This is a genomic window from Providencia sneebia DSM 19967, assembly GCF_000314895.2.
Lineage (GTDB): Bacteria > Pseudomonadota > Gammaproteobacteria > Enterobacterales > Enterobacteriaceae > Providencia > Providencia sneebia.
Map to the genome: position 1 here is coordinate 2,366,804 of NZ_CM001773.1, position 18,173 is coordinate 2,384,976.

Below are 18,173 nucleotides of genomic sequence, written 5' to 3' on the forward strand. Positions count from 1 at the left end.
TGGATACCACAAATAAGACTCTTTAACCTGTGTTCGACTGTTTATAAACATGTAAATAATTAACATATTTATAAATTATTAAAATCTAACAACACAAGATGTGTATATAAATTGTATTATTTACATATCACATTGTTCACATTTACAACAAAAGTCTCATTTAAAGTTGATAGGCTCTTTAGGTATAATTCCCTTGCGCATTAACTTAGCTTTCTCAATAGATTCCGTGTAATGTTTACGACAAACAGAAATATACTTCTCATTACCGCCTATATCGACCTGTGCACCCTCATACATTGGAATACCATCACTACCTACTCTTAATACTTTATTTGCTTTACGACCACAATAACAAACTGTTTTTAACTCGACTAATTTGTCTGCCCAAGCTAATAAATATTGACTACCTGCAAATAGCTCACCAGAAAAATCCGTTCTCAACCCATAACATAAAACCGGAATATCACAGTTATCGACAATATCGCATAATTGTTCAACTTGCTGTTTTGTTAAAAATTGACATTCATCAATCAATACACAATGCACCTTTTGTTGATTATTTTCCTTTTTTATAATTTCAGCCATATTGGTTAAAGGAGTAAATAAAAGTGCCTCTGCGGATAACCCGATGCGAGATGAAACTTTACCTTTAGCAAAACGATTATCTATTTCAGCAGTGAAAATCAAAGTTTTCATTCCTCTTTCATTATAGTTATAAGAAGACTGTAACAATGAGGTTGATTTTCCTGCATTCATGGCAGAATAGTAAAAATATAGCTGAGCCATCAGCTTGTTCCCCTAAATTAATAACTATGACAACTTTATCATAAAATATGTGACAAATTTAACAGCAATCAAACTGTTTACAGAGAGTTAGCATTAACCTTCTCTCTATCAATCTAATTTAGTTTACACTAATATTGTTTACTTTACTTGTTCATACTATGAGTAAATTAACAAAGTATTACGAGTCTAATATGACATTGCTATTTGGTATGTAATGGGTAATTTGCTGTATCGAAAAAAGATTTTTTTGATTAGATAACATTATTTAACTTATCATCATGACTAATAAGACAACAAAAAAGCATCTCTTACATAGCTAATTATAAACTATAAAAATGTTAGTCTAATTGTACCTAATGTTTCATTTGTTTGGTTATTGAGAATATCGATATATATATATCAGTAGAAATTAATCTTTCTTTTGCAAAAAAATTGCATTTGATAAAGATAACTTTTAAACTAATAGTGTAAATTAGCTATTGCAGAAAATAAAATAGCATTCTATTATTAGACCACACAGGCCAACAATTAAATTTGAGACCAGGAAAATGAGCGAATCTTTAAAAGCATTAAATAACATCCGTACTCTTCGTGCTCAAGCGAGAGAACTTTCTTTAGAATCATTGGAAGAAATGCTAGAGAAATTAACTGTCGTTGTTGACGAGCGTCGTGAAGAAGAAAGTCAAGCACGTGCAGAAATAGAAGAACGTAACCGTAAATTGGAAAAAGTTCGTGAAATGATCCTTGAACAAGGTGTTGATTTAAACGAACTGATGCAAACAATGGATTCTGGTAAAAGTGCTAGCACCCGTGCTAAGCGCGCTGCACGCCCAGCTAAATATAAATATGTTGATGAAAATGGCGAAACTAAAACTTGGACAGGCCAAGGCCGTACTCCAGCAGTAATCAAAGTCGCTATTGAAGAACAAGGTAAATCTTTAGATGATTTCTTAATCTAAGATAAATTACTTTATAAAAAAGCGCCCTTTATTGGGCGTTTTTTCTTTGTATTTCAGTATTATTATTGATTCCGATATAATAATACTTATAGTAAATTTAATAATATATACTTAATAAATAACCACCCCAAAGCTATTTTTTCTAAACTCACAATTCAAATTTGTTATACCTATCACCAAATCTTCAACGGCTTGTTTAAATTTTTTTTCAATTTAAAGTAAAGTTATGTAATCCTGATCCGTCATTTTATTAAATATGAGTTGAAGTTTACCTTAAAAAATACTTTTGCCTATTTCCTGAAAGATAACAAAGCAAAATAATAAGTCAAACTACCTGATACAAAGATAACTTAACAAAAAAAGCTAAACATTTTTGTTTAGCTTTTAATGACAATCATTATGGGATTTACTTAATTCAAAGAACCCGCATCATTAATTTTACTGGCAATATCTTTGATCCACAGAGTAAAATCTTCACCTAATGAATCATGTTGTAAACCATATTCAACAAATGCTTTCATATATCCTAGCTTATTACCGCAATCATGGCTTTTGCCACGTAAATGATAAGCTTCTACAGATTCATTATTTTCCATCATTATTGCGATAGCGTCAGTTAATTGGATTTCATCACCTGCGCCTGGTGCTGTTTTCGCTAACGCTCCCCAAATCTTATCTGATAACACATAACGACCAACTATAGAAAGATTTGATGGTGCATCTTCTTTCTTAGGCTTCTCGACCATTCTAATAATTGGTTTACTATCACCCGGTAACAATGTATCGCCATTACAATCAACAATACCGTAATTAGAAACTTCATCTTCAGGAACCGGCTCAACTAATATTTGACTTGCACCCGTTTCTTCAAAATGATCAAGCATTTCACTCAAGTTAAATTTTGTCAGGTCTGTACTATAACGATCTAAAATGACATCTGGCAGTATAACGGCGAAAGGCTCATCCCCAACTAATGGCTTAGCACAAAGAATCGCATGCCCTAAACCTTTAGCAATGCCTTGACGCGTTTGCATGATAGTCACATGACTTGGACAAATAGATTGTACTTCATCCAGTAATTGACGTTTAACACGAGCTTCTAAAATCGCTTCAAGCTCAAAACTTGTATCAAAGTGGTTTTCAATCGAGTTCTTTGATGAGTGAGTGACTAATACAATCTCATTTATTCCTGCTGCAATACATTCATTAACAACGTATTGAATAAGAGGCTTATCAACAAGTGGTAACATCTCTTTAGGAATAGCTTTAGTTGCAGGAAGCATACGCGTTCCGAGACCAGCGACTGGGATTACCGCTTTACGTACTTTTCTATTTGTCTTATTAGCCATGGGATCCAACATTCTCCTAAACACCCTTTCTATACAGGGACAGAAAAAACTTAATAAAAAATTTAGTGGCGGGAAGTATAACAGGAATAATTTGCGGTTAAACAGAGTAAAATCTTAAATACGTTTAATTGTTCTTTTATTAACTAATTTCATAAAAATTAGTCATCTGGCTTAAACATAAGTTTAATATTTTGGTGATGATTCCAAATATGACAGGACCAAAATGCCCCTTGAATACTAAGGTAATTGACAGGTTGATTCTTTAATGTTCCTAAAGGAATACTTTTTGCTAAATGATATTGTTCATTCTCAGTAGAGATTTCAGCTTCTAGCCCTGCACTGGCTAACATAATAGTTTTATTATGAGTATTGAAATAGCCCAGTAATAACGGAAATTGTCCTGTGAACCCAGAATCCTCTAACAAATAATTTATTTGGTTAATGATATTATCAATTTTTGGTAACTGTTTATCCGGAAAATTAACGGCATTTTTTAATAAATCGTTAAATACAACTCTGATCAAAAAAGCCGCCATAGTGCCTTCTTCATAAGAACGCGCAATATCAATACAGTAAAAACCGATTTGCGTATCCGATATGGGAGCAACATCAAGAATAAGCCCAAGTTTATTTATTTCATTTAATTGGCGATAATTAATCCGATAGCCATTAATCACCTGATTAACATCTGGCTGCAATTGTTTCAATATCGCGGCAATATTTTGTTTTTTATCACTGAGTAGAGAAGAAATAGGTTGCTTATCTGAATATATCAATTTTTCATCAGTAAAATATTCAGGATAAAGGTTAGACTTAATTGCATATTTAAGTTCGTTTAAATCTTTTATTGGCTTCAATAATATATCTTTAGCACCTAACCTTAACATCCGATCAAACTGACTAAAATCTGTAGTCGCTGAAACAACAATAACAGGTATTTGAATATTTTTCGCAACTAACTGTGCCATAAAACTTTCACCATTCATGACAGGCATATTCAAATCACACAAAATGATATCGGGCTGGAGATCTTGATGGATAAGTTGTTCTATTGCAATTTTTCCATTATCCGCCACAAATACATGCATTCCCTGTATGGTTAAGTACTCTTCTAGCATTGAACGATAGATTTTTTCATCTTCTACAATGAGTATCTTTTTATTTTTCATCATTAACCTACTTATAACAATAGATTGTTATTTACTATCAAAATTATTATTGGTATGACAAAATCATTTAACTTTCATTTTTAAAGTATAGTTATTTTTGTACTTTATACTTATTTTTATAGAGAAAAAGATGGAACAATATCTCGCTGACTCTTGTTTTTGTGGTAATAACCTACCCTTCAATGAATGCTGCAAACCCTATCACGATGGCAATATGATACCAGAGACGCCAGAGCAATTAATGCGCTCACGCTACAGTGCTTATGTAACCCAAAATGTCGATTACCTTATTGCAACTTGGCATCCTGATTGCCATGCCGAAGATTGGCGAAAAGATATCTTAAACAGCTTTAAAGATACTAAGTGGATAGCTTTGCGTATTATTAGTTCTTCTTATGCTAAAAATGAAGCGCAAGGCTATGTCGAATTTTCGGCTTGCTTTATTGATGAAAAAGCTGATCATAAACGGCTTATTCACGAACGTTCACGTTTTCTTCGTCAAGAAAAGCGTTGGTATTATATTGATGGTATCACGCCTAAAACAGGTCGAAATGATCCATGCCCTTGTGGTTCAGGAAAGAAATTCAAAAAATGCTGTGATAATAGCTAACATGTATTTTTTCCTGCTATAAATAATTACCCAATTGTCGTTAACCTATTTTATAGGCTTTTGCTAGTTAAGGATTAGACAGCTCCATGCAACAAAAAAATGTACAGAAAAAAATATTGCGCACAATCTGCCCTGATGCAAAAGGGTTAATCGCAAAAATTACAAACATTTGTTACAAACACCAATTAAACATTGTTCAAAACAATGAGTTTGTTGATCATCATACTGGTCGATTCTTTATGAGAACCGAGCTTGAAGGTATTTTTAATGATGAAACACTTCTTGCTGATTTAGATGATGCTTTACCAGCAGGTTCTAAGCGTGAATTAAATTCATCTGGTCGCCGTCGTATTGTCGTTTTAGTCACCAAAGAAGCACATTGTTTAGGTGATCTATTAATGAAAAGTGCATTCGATGGTTTAGATGTTGAAATTGCCGCAGTCATAGGCAACCATGACACATTAAAAAATCTCGTGGAGCAATTTGGAATTCCTTTTCATCATATCAGCCACGAAGGTTTAACGCGTGAACAGCATGATGCAAAATTGACAGCTCAAATTGATCAATATCAGCCTGATTATGTCGTCCTAGCAAAATATATGCGTGTACTTACACCAGCTTTTGTTCAGCACTATCCAAACCAGATTATCAACATTCACCATTCATTTCTTCCTGCATTCATTGGTGCAAGGCCTTATCATCAAGCCTATGAACGCGGCGTAAAAATCATTGGTGCAACAGCTCACTTTGTGAATGATAATCTAGATGAAGGTCCAATCATTACACAAAATGTCATTAACGTAGATCACACCTTCACCGCAGATGACATGATGCGCGCGGGTCGAGATGTCGAAAAAAATGTATTAAGCCACGCACTTTACTGGGTTTTAGCACAACGTGTTTTTGTTTATGGTAATCGTACTATTATTTTATAACAGTCAAATTTGCTGATTAATCATACGCTAAGCACAAAAAACAGCATTTAACTCATTTTTAAAAATTAATACTTTACAGCGGCGCTTCATTTGATATGATGCCGCCCGCTGATAAAGAACACAGCAATTAAAAATCTGGTGGGATACCCAAGCGGCCAAAGGGAGCAGACTGTAAATCTGCCGTCACAGACTTCGAAGGTTCGAATCCTTCTCCCACCACCATCTTTGTTTCACTTATAGACAAACCTCACCAATTCCCATCGTATCTATCACGTCAGTAAATCTATTCAATACGCTAGAATGTGCTTTTGATTTGTATATATAGCAATAGCAATTATCTATTATTGAATTTAACGGAATATAATTGAGTGAATTGTCACCTAATTCGTGTTCGAAACTTGAGTCAATAATCCCAATAAAATCACCTAGTTGAAGAAAACTATGGCAATTACCAATGTTTCCCATTTGGCGTATACTAACTTTGTTCCCTTCTAACTCAACTTTATTTAATAATTCAGCCATTAAATCACTTTTATAAAATGCAGGATCACACAGCCAAGTACAGCTTCTCAGTAACTCCATCATATTATTATGATATTTTTCATAAAGTTCAGTACGGCAATAGATCCCCAATGGTGCTTTTTCTATCTTCCTTTGCAAAGAAAATCGTTCACTAATTACGGGTTGTGAACTTAGAATTATTGTATTGCCATCATAATCAATAATTTCATCAACCTCTTCATAGTTAAATCTTAATATATTAATTTGAACATTATTTTTATTAGCAGCTTGATAAAGATTAATTAATAACCGTTCTTTTCCCCAATCATAATAAATATTAGCTTCGTTTATAATATATCCTGTAAAGTGTTTTTTGGTTATTTCCTTCTCCTGTAAATAAAGATCTCTTAGGTCATTATATAAATCCAGGCCATCTTTCGTTAATGTCATCCCAAACTTTTCTCGTTTAAATAATCTCTTACCTAGACTGGTTTCAAAATCCTTTATCGACTTCGCTATTGGAGGCGTTGTACGGTTCATCACCCTTGCAGCTTTACTCAACGAACCATTTTCAACAACTGCCATAAATGCTTCTAATTTTCTTGAAAAGAACATATCTATGACCCTATTTTATTTATTAAAATTTATATTGAAATCGAATTATTTATTACAAAACAATGCATTAGATAACCTTCATCCAATATAGCCCATAAGAAATTTAATTAATTTTTTCATTGAATGATTAATAACATTTCATAAAAGTATTTTTATAATTTCCGACATAGCAAAGCAATATATTATACTGTTTGTTTTAATTATTTTTTATTCCCCCACTATTAAATCACATTAAATATAAATCACCAATTGCAAATCAATGAATATATTTTTTATTAATTACATAATCATTACCATCATTTAAATACCAAAGAAAAACACGACTATAATAAATATAAAACTATCGCTTTATAATAATTCAAACTATATTTAAATAGTTATTTAATAGTTACAGTTTAGCTATCATCTGCTAAAATCGAACATGACTTAACAAATTTTAACGGATGATAAAAACATGAAGTTTATCTCTTTCAATATTAATGGGCTACGTGCTCGACCTCATCAATTATCAGCGATTATTGATAAGCACCAACCCGAGGTGATAGGGCTACAGGAAACGAAAGTTCATGATGATATGTTTCCTTATGATGAAGTTAGCAAACTTGGCTATCATGTGTTTTATCATGGACAAAAAGCACACTACGGCGTAGCGTTACTGACCAAAAATAAACCTGTTGCTGTACGTAAAGGTTTTTCGACTGATGAAGATGATGCACAACGTCGTATTATCATGGCTGACATTGAAACAAATAATGGTTTATTAACAGTTGTGAATGGTTACTTTCCTCAAGGTGAAAGTCGTGATCATCCAACAAAATTTCCAGCTAAAGAGAAGTTTTACCAAGACTTACAAAATTATATTACATCAACTCAATCTGCTGAATCACAGTTGCTGATTATGGGTGATATGAATATTAGCCCTACTGATCTTGATATTGGTATCGGTGATGTCAACCGTAAACGCTGGTTGAAATCAGGGAAATGCTCATTCTTACCTGAAGAAAGAGAGTGGATGGAAAAGCTACTGAATTGGGGCCTTGTTGACACATACCGTGAAATGCATCCAGATGTCTCAGATTGTTACTCATGGTTTGATTATCGTTCAAAAGGATTTGATGACAACCGTGGTTTACGCATCGATTTGCTTTTAGCATCAAAAAAACTTTCACAGCACTGTTTAGCGACTGGGATTGATTATGATATTAGATCAATGGAAAAACCGTCTGATCATGCCCCTGTCTGGGCTGAGTTTGATTTAACTAAACCATAATTAAATCAGCATTCTCAATTTGCAGAATATCTGAAGAGATTGTGACATCTCTTCAGATTATAAATACACATTAATTATATAATTAAAAAATATTTCTGAAAGAATACAGCAAAATGTATTCACATTATTCATCACTTTTTTTTGACTTTTTTGCTGACTTTTTGTTGCCTTTTCCCCTTGTGACGGGCGGAAGCTCTCTAAATGCACGTAGATTAGTAAATTGCCTTGCTTGCTGGATCAGATGAATAAGTGTGTTACTTAATGGCAGCATAAAATCATCATAACGAGCCTGTTTTTCGCTTATTTTAGTGAGAACAGATTCCCAATGTGCCGTCATATCTGGCAATGTTGCCATTTCAGGTAGGACATGAATAAGTGCTCTCCCCGCAGGCGATGAATGAATATAACGCCCTTTTTTGAATAAGAATTGACGTTTAAATAATAAATCAATAATACCCGCTCGAGTTGCTTCTGTTCCTAAACCATCGGTTTCTCGCAATACTTTTTTTAATGCTTTATCTTGCACAAAACGGGCAATACCTGTCATTGCGGATAATAGTGTTGCATCAGTAAATGGCCTTGGTGGTTGTGTCTGTTTTGCGACAACTTCGCCTTTTTCACACAATAATTCATCACCTTTTGCCACGACAGGCAGAGGTGTACCATCATTTTCAGCATCTCGCTCTTTCGCACCTAAAACTGCTCTCCAGCCTGATTCAGCCAAAAAACGCGCTTTAGCAATAAATTTACCTTTAGCTATTTCTAGCTCAATCGTACATTTGCGATAAATCGCATCTGGCATGAATTGAATGATATATTGACGCGCAATGAGTTGATAAATATTCGATTCATTTTCAGTTAGCTTTACAGACGCTGTTTTCGCAGTCGGAATAATTGCGTGGTGAACGTCAACTTTTTTATCATCCCAACAGCGATTCTTTTTATCTAATTCAGATAATTCAAATTCCGTCAAATCTGGCTGATGTATTGCTATGGCATTAAGTACTGCATGACGCCCGGCAAAATGCTCACTTGGCAAATAACGGCTATCAGAACGCGGATAGGTGATTAATTTATGTGTTTCATACAAACGTTGGCAAATATCAAGCACTTCTTGCGCACTTAAACCGTACTTTCTTGCCGCTTCAATTTGTAATGCTGAAAGTGAAAATGGCAAAGGTGCTGTTTCTGACTCACGTTTATCTTGATACTGCGTCACTAATGCCGGTTGGCCTGTGATGCGTGCAACAACATGTTCAGCTAAAGGTCGATGAAATAACCGCCCTTCTTCATCCTGAAAATCAATACACGATTCGCTCGGTTGCCAAAGAGCTACAAATCGTTCATCTTGTGGTGTGACAATATGAGCGCGAACTTCAAAGTAATCTTTAGGGATAAAGTTTTCGATATCTTCATCGCGGCGTACCACTAAACCCAGTACTGGCGTTTGCACTCGCCCAACAGAAAGTACACCTTGATAACCACCTCGTTGACCAAGTAAAGTATAAGCTCGAGTCATGTTAATGCCATAAAGCCAATCCGCACGGGCGCGTGCTAAAGCAGAAACACATAAAGGAATAAATTCTCGGTTTTCTCGCAATCGCTCTATGGCTCTTTCAACTGCTTGCGGGTTGAGGTCATTGATCAAACAACGTTTCACTTGCTTTCGTTTTTCGCCCGCAAGATTAAGATAGTCAAGAACCTCATCCACTAACAATTGGCCTTCTCTATCCGGGTCACCAGCATGAACAACTTCAGTGGCTTGTTTGAGAAGAGTACCAATCGCTTTTAGTTGTTTGGTTACTGCGGACCGCGGTTTCAGTAGCCATTTTTCAGGAATAATGGGAAGATCTTGTAAATTCCAACGCGCATACCGAGTATCATAAGCATCTGGCTCTGCTTGCTCTAATAAATGCCCGATACACCACGTGACCACTTGACCATCACCACATTGGATAAAACCATCACCTCGTTTATGAGGCTTTGGAAGAACATCCGCTATTGCCCTTGCTAAACTGGGCTTTTCCGCAATAAACAAACGCATGAATTAATCTATCACTTCAATTAAAGGAATATTATCCTGTTGGGGGAATAATTTGCCGATAGACTGTAACAAAACACCTTGTTGTTGTGCAATTTCTTTAATCTTAGACACTTCATCAGGTTCAATTGCGATTAATAATCCACCCGATGTTTGCGGATCACATAACAATTTACGTTGAATATCCGTCATAGGTCCAATTAAATGCCCATAACTATCAAAATTACGCTGTGTTCCACCCGGCACACAACCTGCTTCAATGTAACGTTCAACATCAGCTAATTTAGGCACTTGATTAAAATGAATTTGCGCACGAACGCTTGAACCTTCGCAAATTTCGCTTAAATGGCCCAGCAAGCCGAAGCCGGTTACATCCGTCATTGCGGTAACACCATTTAATGGTGCTACCACTGCGCCAAATTTATTCATTTGGCACATGGTTTGAGTTGCAAGATGTTGATGTTCTATATCAAGAACACCTTTTTTCTCAGCCGTTGTTAATACGCCAATACCAAGTGGTTTTGTTAAAAACAGTTCACTTCCTGCTGTAGCAGCACTATTTTTCTTCACAAACTCCGTATTCACCACACCAGTTACGGCCAAACCAAAAATGGGTTCCGGAGCATCAATGGAATGTCCACCCGCTAATGATATTCCAGCGTCAGCACAGGCTGCGCGCCCACCTTCAATCACTTCACGCGCAATTTCAGGCGCTAATTTAGCAATCGGCCAACCTAAAATAGCAATAGCCATGATGGGCTTTCCACCCATCGCGAAAATATCACTAATTGCATTTGTTGCAGCAATACGACCAAATTCATAAGGAGAATCAACGATTGGCATAAAGAAATCAGTTGTACTAATGATGCCGATTCCGTTACCTAAATCATATACCGCAGCATCATCTTTAGTTTCATTACCCACTAATAAGTGAGGATCATGAAATTTAGCTTGTTCAGAATGAAGAATTTGCTCTAATACTTTTGGCGCGATTTTACAACCACAACCCGCACCATGGCTATATTGGGTAAGTCTAATCTTTTCCATTATTCATAACCTTTTAAAAATGAGAGACAAAATCTTGCATATCTGGCAGCTGTACTTTTGCTGGCGCTTTTAAAGATGCGGTTCCAAGATAAAGGAAGCCAACAATATGATCTTTTGGCCCACAACCTAAACCTTCACGTACAATAGGATCTTCAGTCCAAGAACCTGAACGCCAAATACCGCTAAAACCTTGTGCTACTGCGGCCATCTGCATTGCCTGAACAGTACAACCAGCTGCAACAATTTGCTCCCATTCTGGGACTTTCGGATTATCTTGAGTCCTTGCAATCACTGTAATGATTAGTGGTGCACGAAAAGGCGCATTCTTTGCCTTTTCTTCAACTTCAGCGCCTAGCTTGCCAACCTTAGCTGCTTTTTCAAGTAACTGGCTAAAACGCGTCAAGCCTTCATCTTTCATCACAATAAAATGCCATGGACGTAATGCGCCGTGATCTGGTGCGCGCATTCCTGCAGCAAGGATATTTTGTAATTCCTCACCTTCTGGAGCAGGTGTTGTTAGCCGTGAAGCTGAACGGCGGTTCAATAAAAGTGTTAAAGCATCCATATTCATCTCCAATTCAGGGTAAACTGATATTATCGTCATTCATACAAACAATCATTATTGTGCTAAATAATGATTACATACCGGATAACACTTTACAGTATGTAAATCACTCAGTATTTTTTGCTGAATAAATTCACGAATAATAGATTAATTGTTTGAATTATATCATTTGTAAGTGTTGAAAAATATAATCAGAGTATTGTACAACGCTCTCGGTCGCTTTGTTATGAATAAAAAGGTCATTGATAAGCAGACAACTGTTTTTATTTCATTAAGATAAGGGCGCAATTCATACGTTGGAGAAATTATGCACAAATTATGGGAGATCATCGCCAAAGTATTTAAGTTTAGTTGGCGAGTATTAAATTTTATTAGGGAATTGGTTTTTAACGTTATTTTCCTTGTCTTATGTTTTTTAGTGATTGGCCTAATCTCTTTATATCAATCCGACTCAAAACCTGACCCAAAATATTTCGGCGCACTGTATGTTGATCTACAAGGTGTCGTTGTCGATCAAGTTTCCATGCCTGATCCTCTAGGTCGTATGAGCAAAGAGTTCTTGGGAACACCAAATAGCCGAATGCAAGAAAACTCTCTGTTTGATATTGTGGATACGATCCGCGCGTCAACAACAGATGATCGCATTACAGGCATGGTGCTTCGTTTAGATAACCTTGTGAGTGCTGACCAGCCCTCTTTGAATTTTATCGGAAAAGCAATTACAGAGTTCAAAAAGTCAGGTAAACCTGTTTATGCCATAGGCGATGGATACAGCCAAGCGCAATACTATTTAGCAAGTTATGCAGATAATATCTATTTATCTCCACAAGGCATGGTAGGTATTCAAGGTTTTTCAACGAATACACTTTACTACAAAACTTTATTAGAAAAACTCAAAGTAAATAGTCACATTTTCCGTGTAGGAACATATAAATCTGCCGTTGAGCCTTTAATGCGCGACAATATGTCTCCGGAAGCGCGCGAAGCCAACCTTCAATGGTTAGGTTCTTTGTGGAATAGCTACCTTGACACCATTGCAACAAATCGTGGAACTAAAGCAGTGAATATATTCCCTGGTACAGATGTTCTACTCCAAAAATTACGTGCCGCGGGTGGCAATAGCGCGCAGTATGCTTTGAATCAAAAATTGGTTGATAAGATTTCTAGCCATGAACAAACAGAAGATATACTGAAAAAGCAATTTGGTTGGAATAGTACTGATAAACATTTTAATTATATCAGTATTTATGATTATTCAAGCAAGATAGCCAATACCGATGATATCGATTCCACCGGAAATATTGCGGTTATTGTGGTACAAGGTGCCATCATGGATGGCCCGCAAGCACCAGGCATTGCAAGTGGTGAATTGATAGCTAAACAGATCAGAGATGCACGCCTTAATAAGGATATCAAAGCCATTATTTTACGTGTCAACAGCCCTGGTGGCAGTGTGACTGCCTCTGATCTTATCCGCAGTGAATTAACTTCTGCACGCCAAGCGGGTAAACCGATAGTGGTTTCTATGGGTGGAATGGCAGCTTCCGGTGGTTATTGGGTTTCGACGCCAGCGGATTATATTATTGCCAGCCCGAATACCATTACAGGATCAATCGGGATCTTTGGTGTCATTAATACTTTTGAGAAATCATTAGATTCTTTAGGTGTTTATACAGATGGAGTTTCAACAACACCACTAGCTGATATGTCAATCACCAAAGGTATTAGTCCAGAATTTGCAGATATGATGCAAATCACTATCGAAAATGGCTATAAAACCTTTATTGATTTAGTGGCAAAATCTCGTCATAAAACACCTGATGAAATTGATAAAATTGCACAAGGCCGCGTATGGATTGGTAGTGATGCGAAAAAAATTGGCTTAGTTGACCAGCTCGGTGATTTTGATGATGCTATCAATAAAGTGGTGGAGCTCGCCGATCTCAAACAAGTTCAATTAGATTGGATGCAACCTGAATTATCATTGATGGATCAAGTCATATTAGAACTGAGTAGTAATGCACAAGCTATGATGCCAGATGCATTACAAGTATTTTTACCTCAATCGGTTGCAACTGATATACGTCAACAAGCTCAATTTTTCTTGAACATGAATGACCCACAAAACCGCTACGCATTTTGCATAAATTGCGCCGAGATTAATTAATCAGATTATCCCTCCTTTAAACCTTTAAAGGGGGGATCTAATCTAAACAAAGGTCAGCATATTTTTCCTATTAATGATTAGCTAAAATAGGTTCGAAAACCTTAAATCCTAAACCGCATTCGGGTAGATAAATGCAAAAGAAATCGATTTATGTTGTATATACTGGCGGAACCATTGGAATGCGCCACTCGGCACAAGGCTACATTCCTGTTTCGGGTCATCTTCAAGCACAATTGGCCAAAATGCCAGAATTTCATCGCCCTGAAATGCCGGAATTCACCATAAGAGAACACCATCCATTAATTGATTCTTCTGATATTACACCTGAAGATTGGCAAAATATTGCTGATGATATTAGTGAACATTATCACGAATATGATGGCTTCGTTATTCTGCATGGCACTGATACAATGGCTTATACCGCATCTGCCTTATCATTCATGTTAGAAAATTTACGAAAGCCCGTTATTGTGACAGGGTCACAAATACCGTTGGAAGCTCTGCGTTCTGATGGTCAAACTAACTTATTAAACGCGCTCTACCTTGCGGCTAATTACCCAATCAATGAAGTTGGTTTATTTTTTAACAATAAATTATATCGCGGCAACCGGACAATTAAAGCCCATGCTGATGGCTTTGATGCCTTTACTTCACCTAATTGCCCTCCATTAATGGAAGCAGGCATACATATTCGTACCTTTAATACCTGCGCTGCACCTATTGGAATTGGTGAATTAATCACCCATCGTATCACTCCACAACCTATTGGCGTGGTAATGATTTATCCAGGTCTTTCTATTGATATTGTGCGCAACATTCTTCAACAGCCAGTAAAAGCGCTTATTTTACGCTCATACGGCGTTGGTAATGCACCTCAACAACCGAAACTATTGAAAATTCTCCATGAAGCAACAAAACGCGGCATCATTGTGGTCAATTTAACGCAATGTATTTCAGGTCGCGTCAATATGGAGGGCTATGCAACTGGGCATGCATTAGCTGAAGCGGGCGTAATCAGTGGTTTTGATATGACATTTGAGGCTGCATTGAGTAAATTACATTACCTACTTAGCCAAGATTATACTCCGACTCATGTACGGGAGTTAATGCAAAATAACCTTAGAGGTGAACTCAGTTATGCCGATGAATAACGTCAATATAGGCTCAGTTAACTCTGCTCTTCTATTAGTCGATTTACAGAATGATTTTTGTATTGGTGGTGCTCTTGCTGTAAATGAAAGTGATGCTGTCATTGAAACGGCCAATAAAGCGATTGCGTTATGCCAACAGCAAAACATTCCTGTCATTGCTAGCCAAGATTGGCACCCTGCTAACCACCTCAGCTTTGCGGTTAATTCTGGAACAAACATTGGTGAAATGGGCAAATTAAATGGCATTCCTCAAGTTTGGTGGCCAGTGCATTGCGTACAAGGTGAAATAGGCGCTGAATTTCATCCGAAATTAAATAAAGAGGCTATTTGTGAGGTTTTCACCAAAGGGGAAAATCCGCAAGTAGACAGCTACAGTGCTTTTTTTGACAATGATAAAGTAAGTCAAACTCGCCTACATGAGTGGCTACAACAACAGCAAATAACCCAATTGTTTATTATGGGGATCGCAACGGATTATTGTGTAAAATATACTGTTCTTGATGCCTTAAAACTAGGATATAACGTTGATGTTTTAATTGATGGCTGCCGTGGGGTTAATTTATCGCCTATGGATTCTGATCTTGCCTTGGCAGAAATGTCACAACATGGCGCAACCCTTCTCACCATAGAATCATTAACCTTGCCTTAAGATATTTGTGTTTATTTGGCTTAATAAAATCATCATTATTCCCACATCAAAATACTGCTTATTATCGGGTAATTTGATGTAGGGAAATTCAATATCATTTATTTATTATTCCGAATGTAAATTATGCCAAATACGCCTTTAAATCACAAAATAAAGATTCCCTTAAGGTAAATAGTTAGCAATAATATTAATACTCATTATCATTATTAATAAAGCTAACTATTGTGAAAAACATCCCCCTTTTTCGTATACGCCAGATAACAATTTGTATTGCCTCTGCTTTAGTGATTCAAGCTCCAGCAATGGCAGAAGAACAGAGTTCTACTAAATCAGATAAATTAGTCGTCAGTGCTCAGGCACTTAAAGTCAATACAGCTTTGCAAGAAACACCTAAGTCTATCTCAATTATCAGCGAGAAAGATTTAGAGCTTCATGCTCCGCAGAAAATTGATGAAGCACTACGTTATACTTCCGGTGTCGTAGCACAGCCTTATGGTGCAGATAATGATACCGATTGGTTTAAAGTTCGTGGTTTTGATGCCGCAACTTATCTTGATAATAGCCGATTGTACCGAGATGGTTACTATACTTGGTTATTAGAACCATACGGATTGGAAAGCATTGAAGTTGTTAAAGGGGCTTCTGCTGTCTTGTTTGGTGAATCAACCCCTGGTGGCGCAATCAACCTTGTGACAAAGAAACCCTCTTTAAACGCAAAAAATGAACTGTTTCTTGAAGCGGGCAATAATGATTATAAAGCATTAGGATTTGACCTTTCCACATCCTCAACAAGCAATGATATAGCGCGTTACCGTCTAGTTGGTTTAATGAAAAAATCTGATGGTGAGCTAAAACACACTGATAATAAACGTATTTATCTTGCACCTAGTGCTGCTTTTGACCTTAGCGAAAGCACCATGCTCACACTAATGGCAACTTATTTGCATGATGATGGCACACCAACAAACCCTTTCTTTCCCGCATCAGGGACATTAACGCATTCAAAATATGGCAAAATCAAGCCATCAACAAATTTTGGTGAGCCAGATTATGATAAATATAAACGAACCCAATTTTCTGTTGGGTATTTACTGGAACATCAGATTGATTCCCAATGGCGCTTTGCACAACGACTCAATTATGGTTATAACGATTTAACTCTGCGCAGCATTTATGTTTACCCTAACTCAGATCCTGATAAACAAATATTAGACCGCGGAATTATCTTCCGTGATGGGAAAAACCAGAGTTTCAGCTTCGACAATAATTTTGTTGGAGAATGGGATAGCGGTCTATTTGAAAACACTTTATTAGCTGGTGTTGAATTCCAATATCATCAAACCAAAGGTGATGAGCAAAATGGTGGTTTCGGAACAATCAATCCATGGAAACCAGAGTATGGCAAATATACGCCATTGAACCCAGCGAATAATGTCAAACGAACTATCGATAAAACACAAACTAGCCTCTATTCCCAATATCAAACTAAATTTGATAGCAAATGGATCGGTGTGGCTGGTGCTCGTTACGACTGGGTTAAAACAGAAAATAAATTGCACCAAGCCAACGAACATGAATCCCGTCATGATGGTGAAATGAGTTTAAATGCTGGTTTAATGTACATTGCTGACAATGGCCTTTCACCTTATCTAAACTATTCACAATCATTTGAAGTGCAATCAACTGTTGATCCCACAACGCAACACCTATATAAGCCGCTAAAAGGTGAACAAATTGAAGTAGGAATAAAATATACCCCCTACTTTATTGATGGTTACTTGAATGTGGCATGGTTTGATATCGAGCAGAAAAATGCTTTAGTGACTAACCCATCTACATCTGTGGCAACGCAAACAGGGAAAGTGACTTCACAAGGTGTTGAAAGTGAGCTATTTGCTCAATTAACTGATCAATGGGATATCAAAGCAACCTATACCTACACAAATGCGCAAACGGATAACACGAATGGTCAAGGCCGAAAACAATCAGGACTTATTCCTAAACATGCCGCCACTGCATGGACAAGTTATGAAATCCCAACGATTAATGATCAATCTTTAAAACTAGGAACGGGTGTTCGCTATTTAGGTGAGTCAAAAGACATGCCAGCAAGCAGCGATCTAACTGTACCTAGCGCAACTTTATGGGATATGGCTGCGGTTTATCAGTTATCAAATAATTGGCAACTGCAATTTAATATGAACAATATTCTTAACAAAGAATATATTGCATCTTGTGATTATTGGTGTTATTTCGGGCAGTCACGCTCATTTGTCTTCCAGACAAAATATTCTTGGTAACTCTATCGTTAACTATAAATGGGAATGCTCAATAGCGCATTCCCATTGAGCCTATTGCT

General features: G+C 36.6%; 15 protein-coding genes and 1 tRNA gene. 9 read left to right on the plus strand and 7 right to left on the minus strand.

Going from position 1 to position 18,173, the window contains the following annotated elements; all coding sequences use genetic code 11:
- Nucleotides 1–156: 156 nt before the first annotated feature.
- Nucleotides 157–786, minus strand: a complete 630-nt coding sequence (locus tag OO7_RS09760; RefSeq protein WP_008915786.1) for a thymidine kinase — start codon at nt 784–786, stop codon at nt 157–159.
- 548 nt (nt 787–1,334) lie between these two features.
- Here OO7_RS09760 and hns point away from each other — a divergent pair.
- Nucleotides 1,335–1,745: a histone-like nucleoid-structuring protein H-NS gene (gene hns, locus OO7_RS09765; protein WP_008915787.1), complete on the plus strand. Its 411-nt coding sequence runs from the start codon at nt 1,335–1,337 to the stop codon at nt 1,743–1,745.
- 410 nt (nt 1,746–2,155) lie between these two features.
- Here the strand turns inward: hns and galU are convergent, their stop codons facing one another.
- On the minus strand, nt 2,156–3,094 hold the full coding sequence (gene galU / locus OO7_RS09770; RefSeq protein ID WP_008915788.1) for a UTP--glucose-1-phosphate uridylyltransferase GalU: 939 nt from the start codon (nt 3,092–3,094) through the stop codon (nt 2,156–2,158).
- A gap of 158 nt (nt 3,095–3,252) precedes the next feature.
- Nucleotides 3,253–4,263, minus strand: a complete 1,011-nt coding sequence (gene rssB, locus OO7_RS09775) for a two-component system response regulator RssB (protein ID WP_008915789.1) — start codon at nt 4,261–4,263, stop codon at nt 3,253–3,255.
- 130 nt (nt 4,264–4,393) lie between these two features.
- Here rssB and OO7_RS09780 point away from each other — a divergent pair, with 130 nt between their 5' ends.
- The 3 genes from OO7_RS09780 (at nt 4,394) to OO7_RS09790 (ending at nt 6,030) form a co-directional block, all read left to right on the plus strand.
- Entirely contained in the window at nt 4,394–4,873 is a 480-nt protein-coding gene (locus tag OO7_RS09780) for a YchJ family protein (protein WP_008915790.1), read from the plus strand.
- A gap of 86 nt (nt 4,874–4,959) precedes the next feature.
- Complete coding sequence (purU, locus tag OO7_RS09785) at nt 4,960–5,808, plus strand: formyltetrahydrofolate deformylase (protein ID WP_008915791.1); 849 nt, start codon at nt 4,960–4,962, stop codon at nt 5,806–5,808.
- A gap of 137 nt (nt 5,809–5,945) precedes the next feature.
- Nucleotides 5,946–6,030 (plus strand) — tRNA-Tyr (locus OO7_RS09790).
- A 12-nt stretch (nt 6,031–6,042) separates the two neighbouring features.
- Here OO7_RS09790 and OO7_RS09795 read toward each other — a convergent pair.
- Nucleotides 6,043–6,924, minus strand: coding sequence for a LysR family transcriptional regulator (locus tag OO7_RS09795; protein ID WP_008915792.1), 882 nt, complete (start codon nt 6,922–6,924; stop codon nt 6,043–6,045).
- Nucleotides 6,925–7,378: 454 nt separating this feature from the next.
- On the opposite strand from OO7_RS09795, the gene xthA reads away from it, so the two are divergent.
- Nucleotides 7,379–8,194 carry an exodeoxyribonuclease III gene (gene xthA / locus OO7_RS09800; protein ID WP_008915793.1) on the plus strand — a complete coding sequence of 272 codons (816 nt, stop codon included), beginning with the start codon at nt 7,379–7,381 and terminating at the stop codon, nt 8,192–8,194.
- Nucleotides 8,195–8,318: 124 nt separating this feature from the next.
- Here the strand turns inward: xthA and OO7_RS09805 are convergent, their stop codons facing one another.
- Genes OO7_RS09805 through OO7_RS09815 form a run of 3 tightly spaced genes read right to left on the minus strand, consistent with a single transcriptional unit; the run spans nt 8,319 to nt 11,847 of the window.
- On the minus strand, nt 8,319–10,238 hold the full coding sequence (locus OO7_RS09805; protein ID WP_008915794.1) for a DNA topoisomerase III: 1,920 nt from the start codon (nt 10,236–10,238) through the stop codon (nt 8,319–8,321).
- 3 nt (nt 10,239–10,241) lie between these two features.
- On the minus strand, nt 10,242–11,282 hold the full coding sequence (selD, locus tag OO7_RS09810; RefSeq protein WP_008915795.1) for a selenide, water dikinase SelD: 1,041 nt from the start codon (nt 11,280–11,282) through the stop codon (nt 10,242–10,244).
- 13 nt (nt 11,283–11,295) lie between these two features.
- A complete protein-coding gene (locus OO7_RS09815; RefSeq protein ID WP_008915796.1) occupies nt 11,296–11,847 on the minus strand; it encodes an NAD(P)H nitroreductase in 552 nt (183 codons plus the stop codon).
- A 307-nt stretch (nt 11,848–12,154) separates the two neighbouring features.
- Between OO7_RS09815 and sppA the strand changes: the two genes are divergently transcribed.
- From sppA to OO7_RS09835, 4 genes are all read left to right on the plus strand, one after another.
- A complete protein-coding gene (gene sppA, locus OO7_RS09820) occupies nt 12,155–14,014 on the plus strand; it encodes a signal peptide peptidase SppA (protein ID WP_008915797.1) in 1,860 nt (619 codons plus the stop codon).
- Between the two features lie 131 nt (nt 14,015–14,145).
- Nucleotides 14,146–15,165 (plus strand): asparaginase, encoded by a 1,020-nt coding sequence (ansA, locus tag OO7_RS09825; RefSeq protein WP_008915798.1) that lies wholly within the window; start codon nt 14,146–14,148, stop codon nt 15,163–15,165.
- Nucleotides 15,152–15,814: a bifunctional nicotinamidase/pyrazinamidase gene (pncA, locus tag OO7_RS09830; protein WP_008915799.1), complete on the plus strand. Its 663-nt coding sequence runs from the start codon at nt 15,152–15,154 to the stop codon at nt 15,812–15,814. Before ansA ends, pncA begins: the two co-directional genes overlap by 14 nt.
- Nucleotides 15,815–16,038: 224 nt before the next feature.
- Nucleotides 16,039–18,114 (plus strand): TonB-dependent siderophore receptor, encoded by a 2,076-nt coding sequence (locus OO7_RS09835; RefSeq protein ID WP_008915800.1) that lies wholly within the window; start codon nt 16,039–16,041, stop codon nt 18,112–18,114.
- The last annotated feature ends 59 nt before the right edge of the window (nt 18,115–18,173 follow it).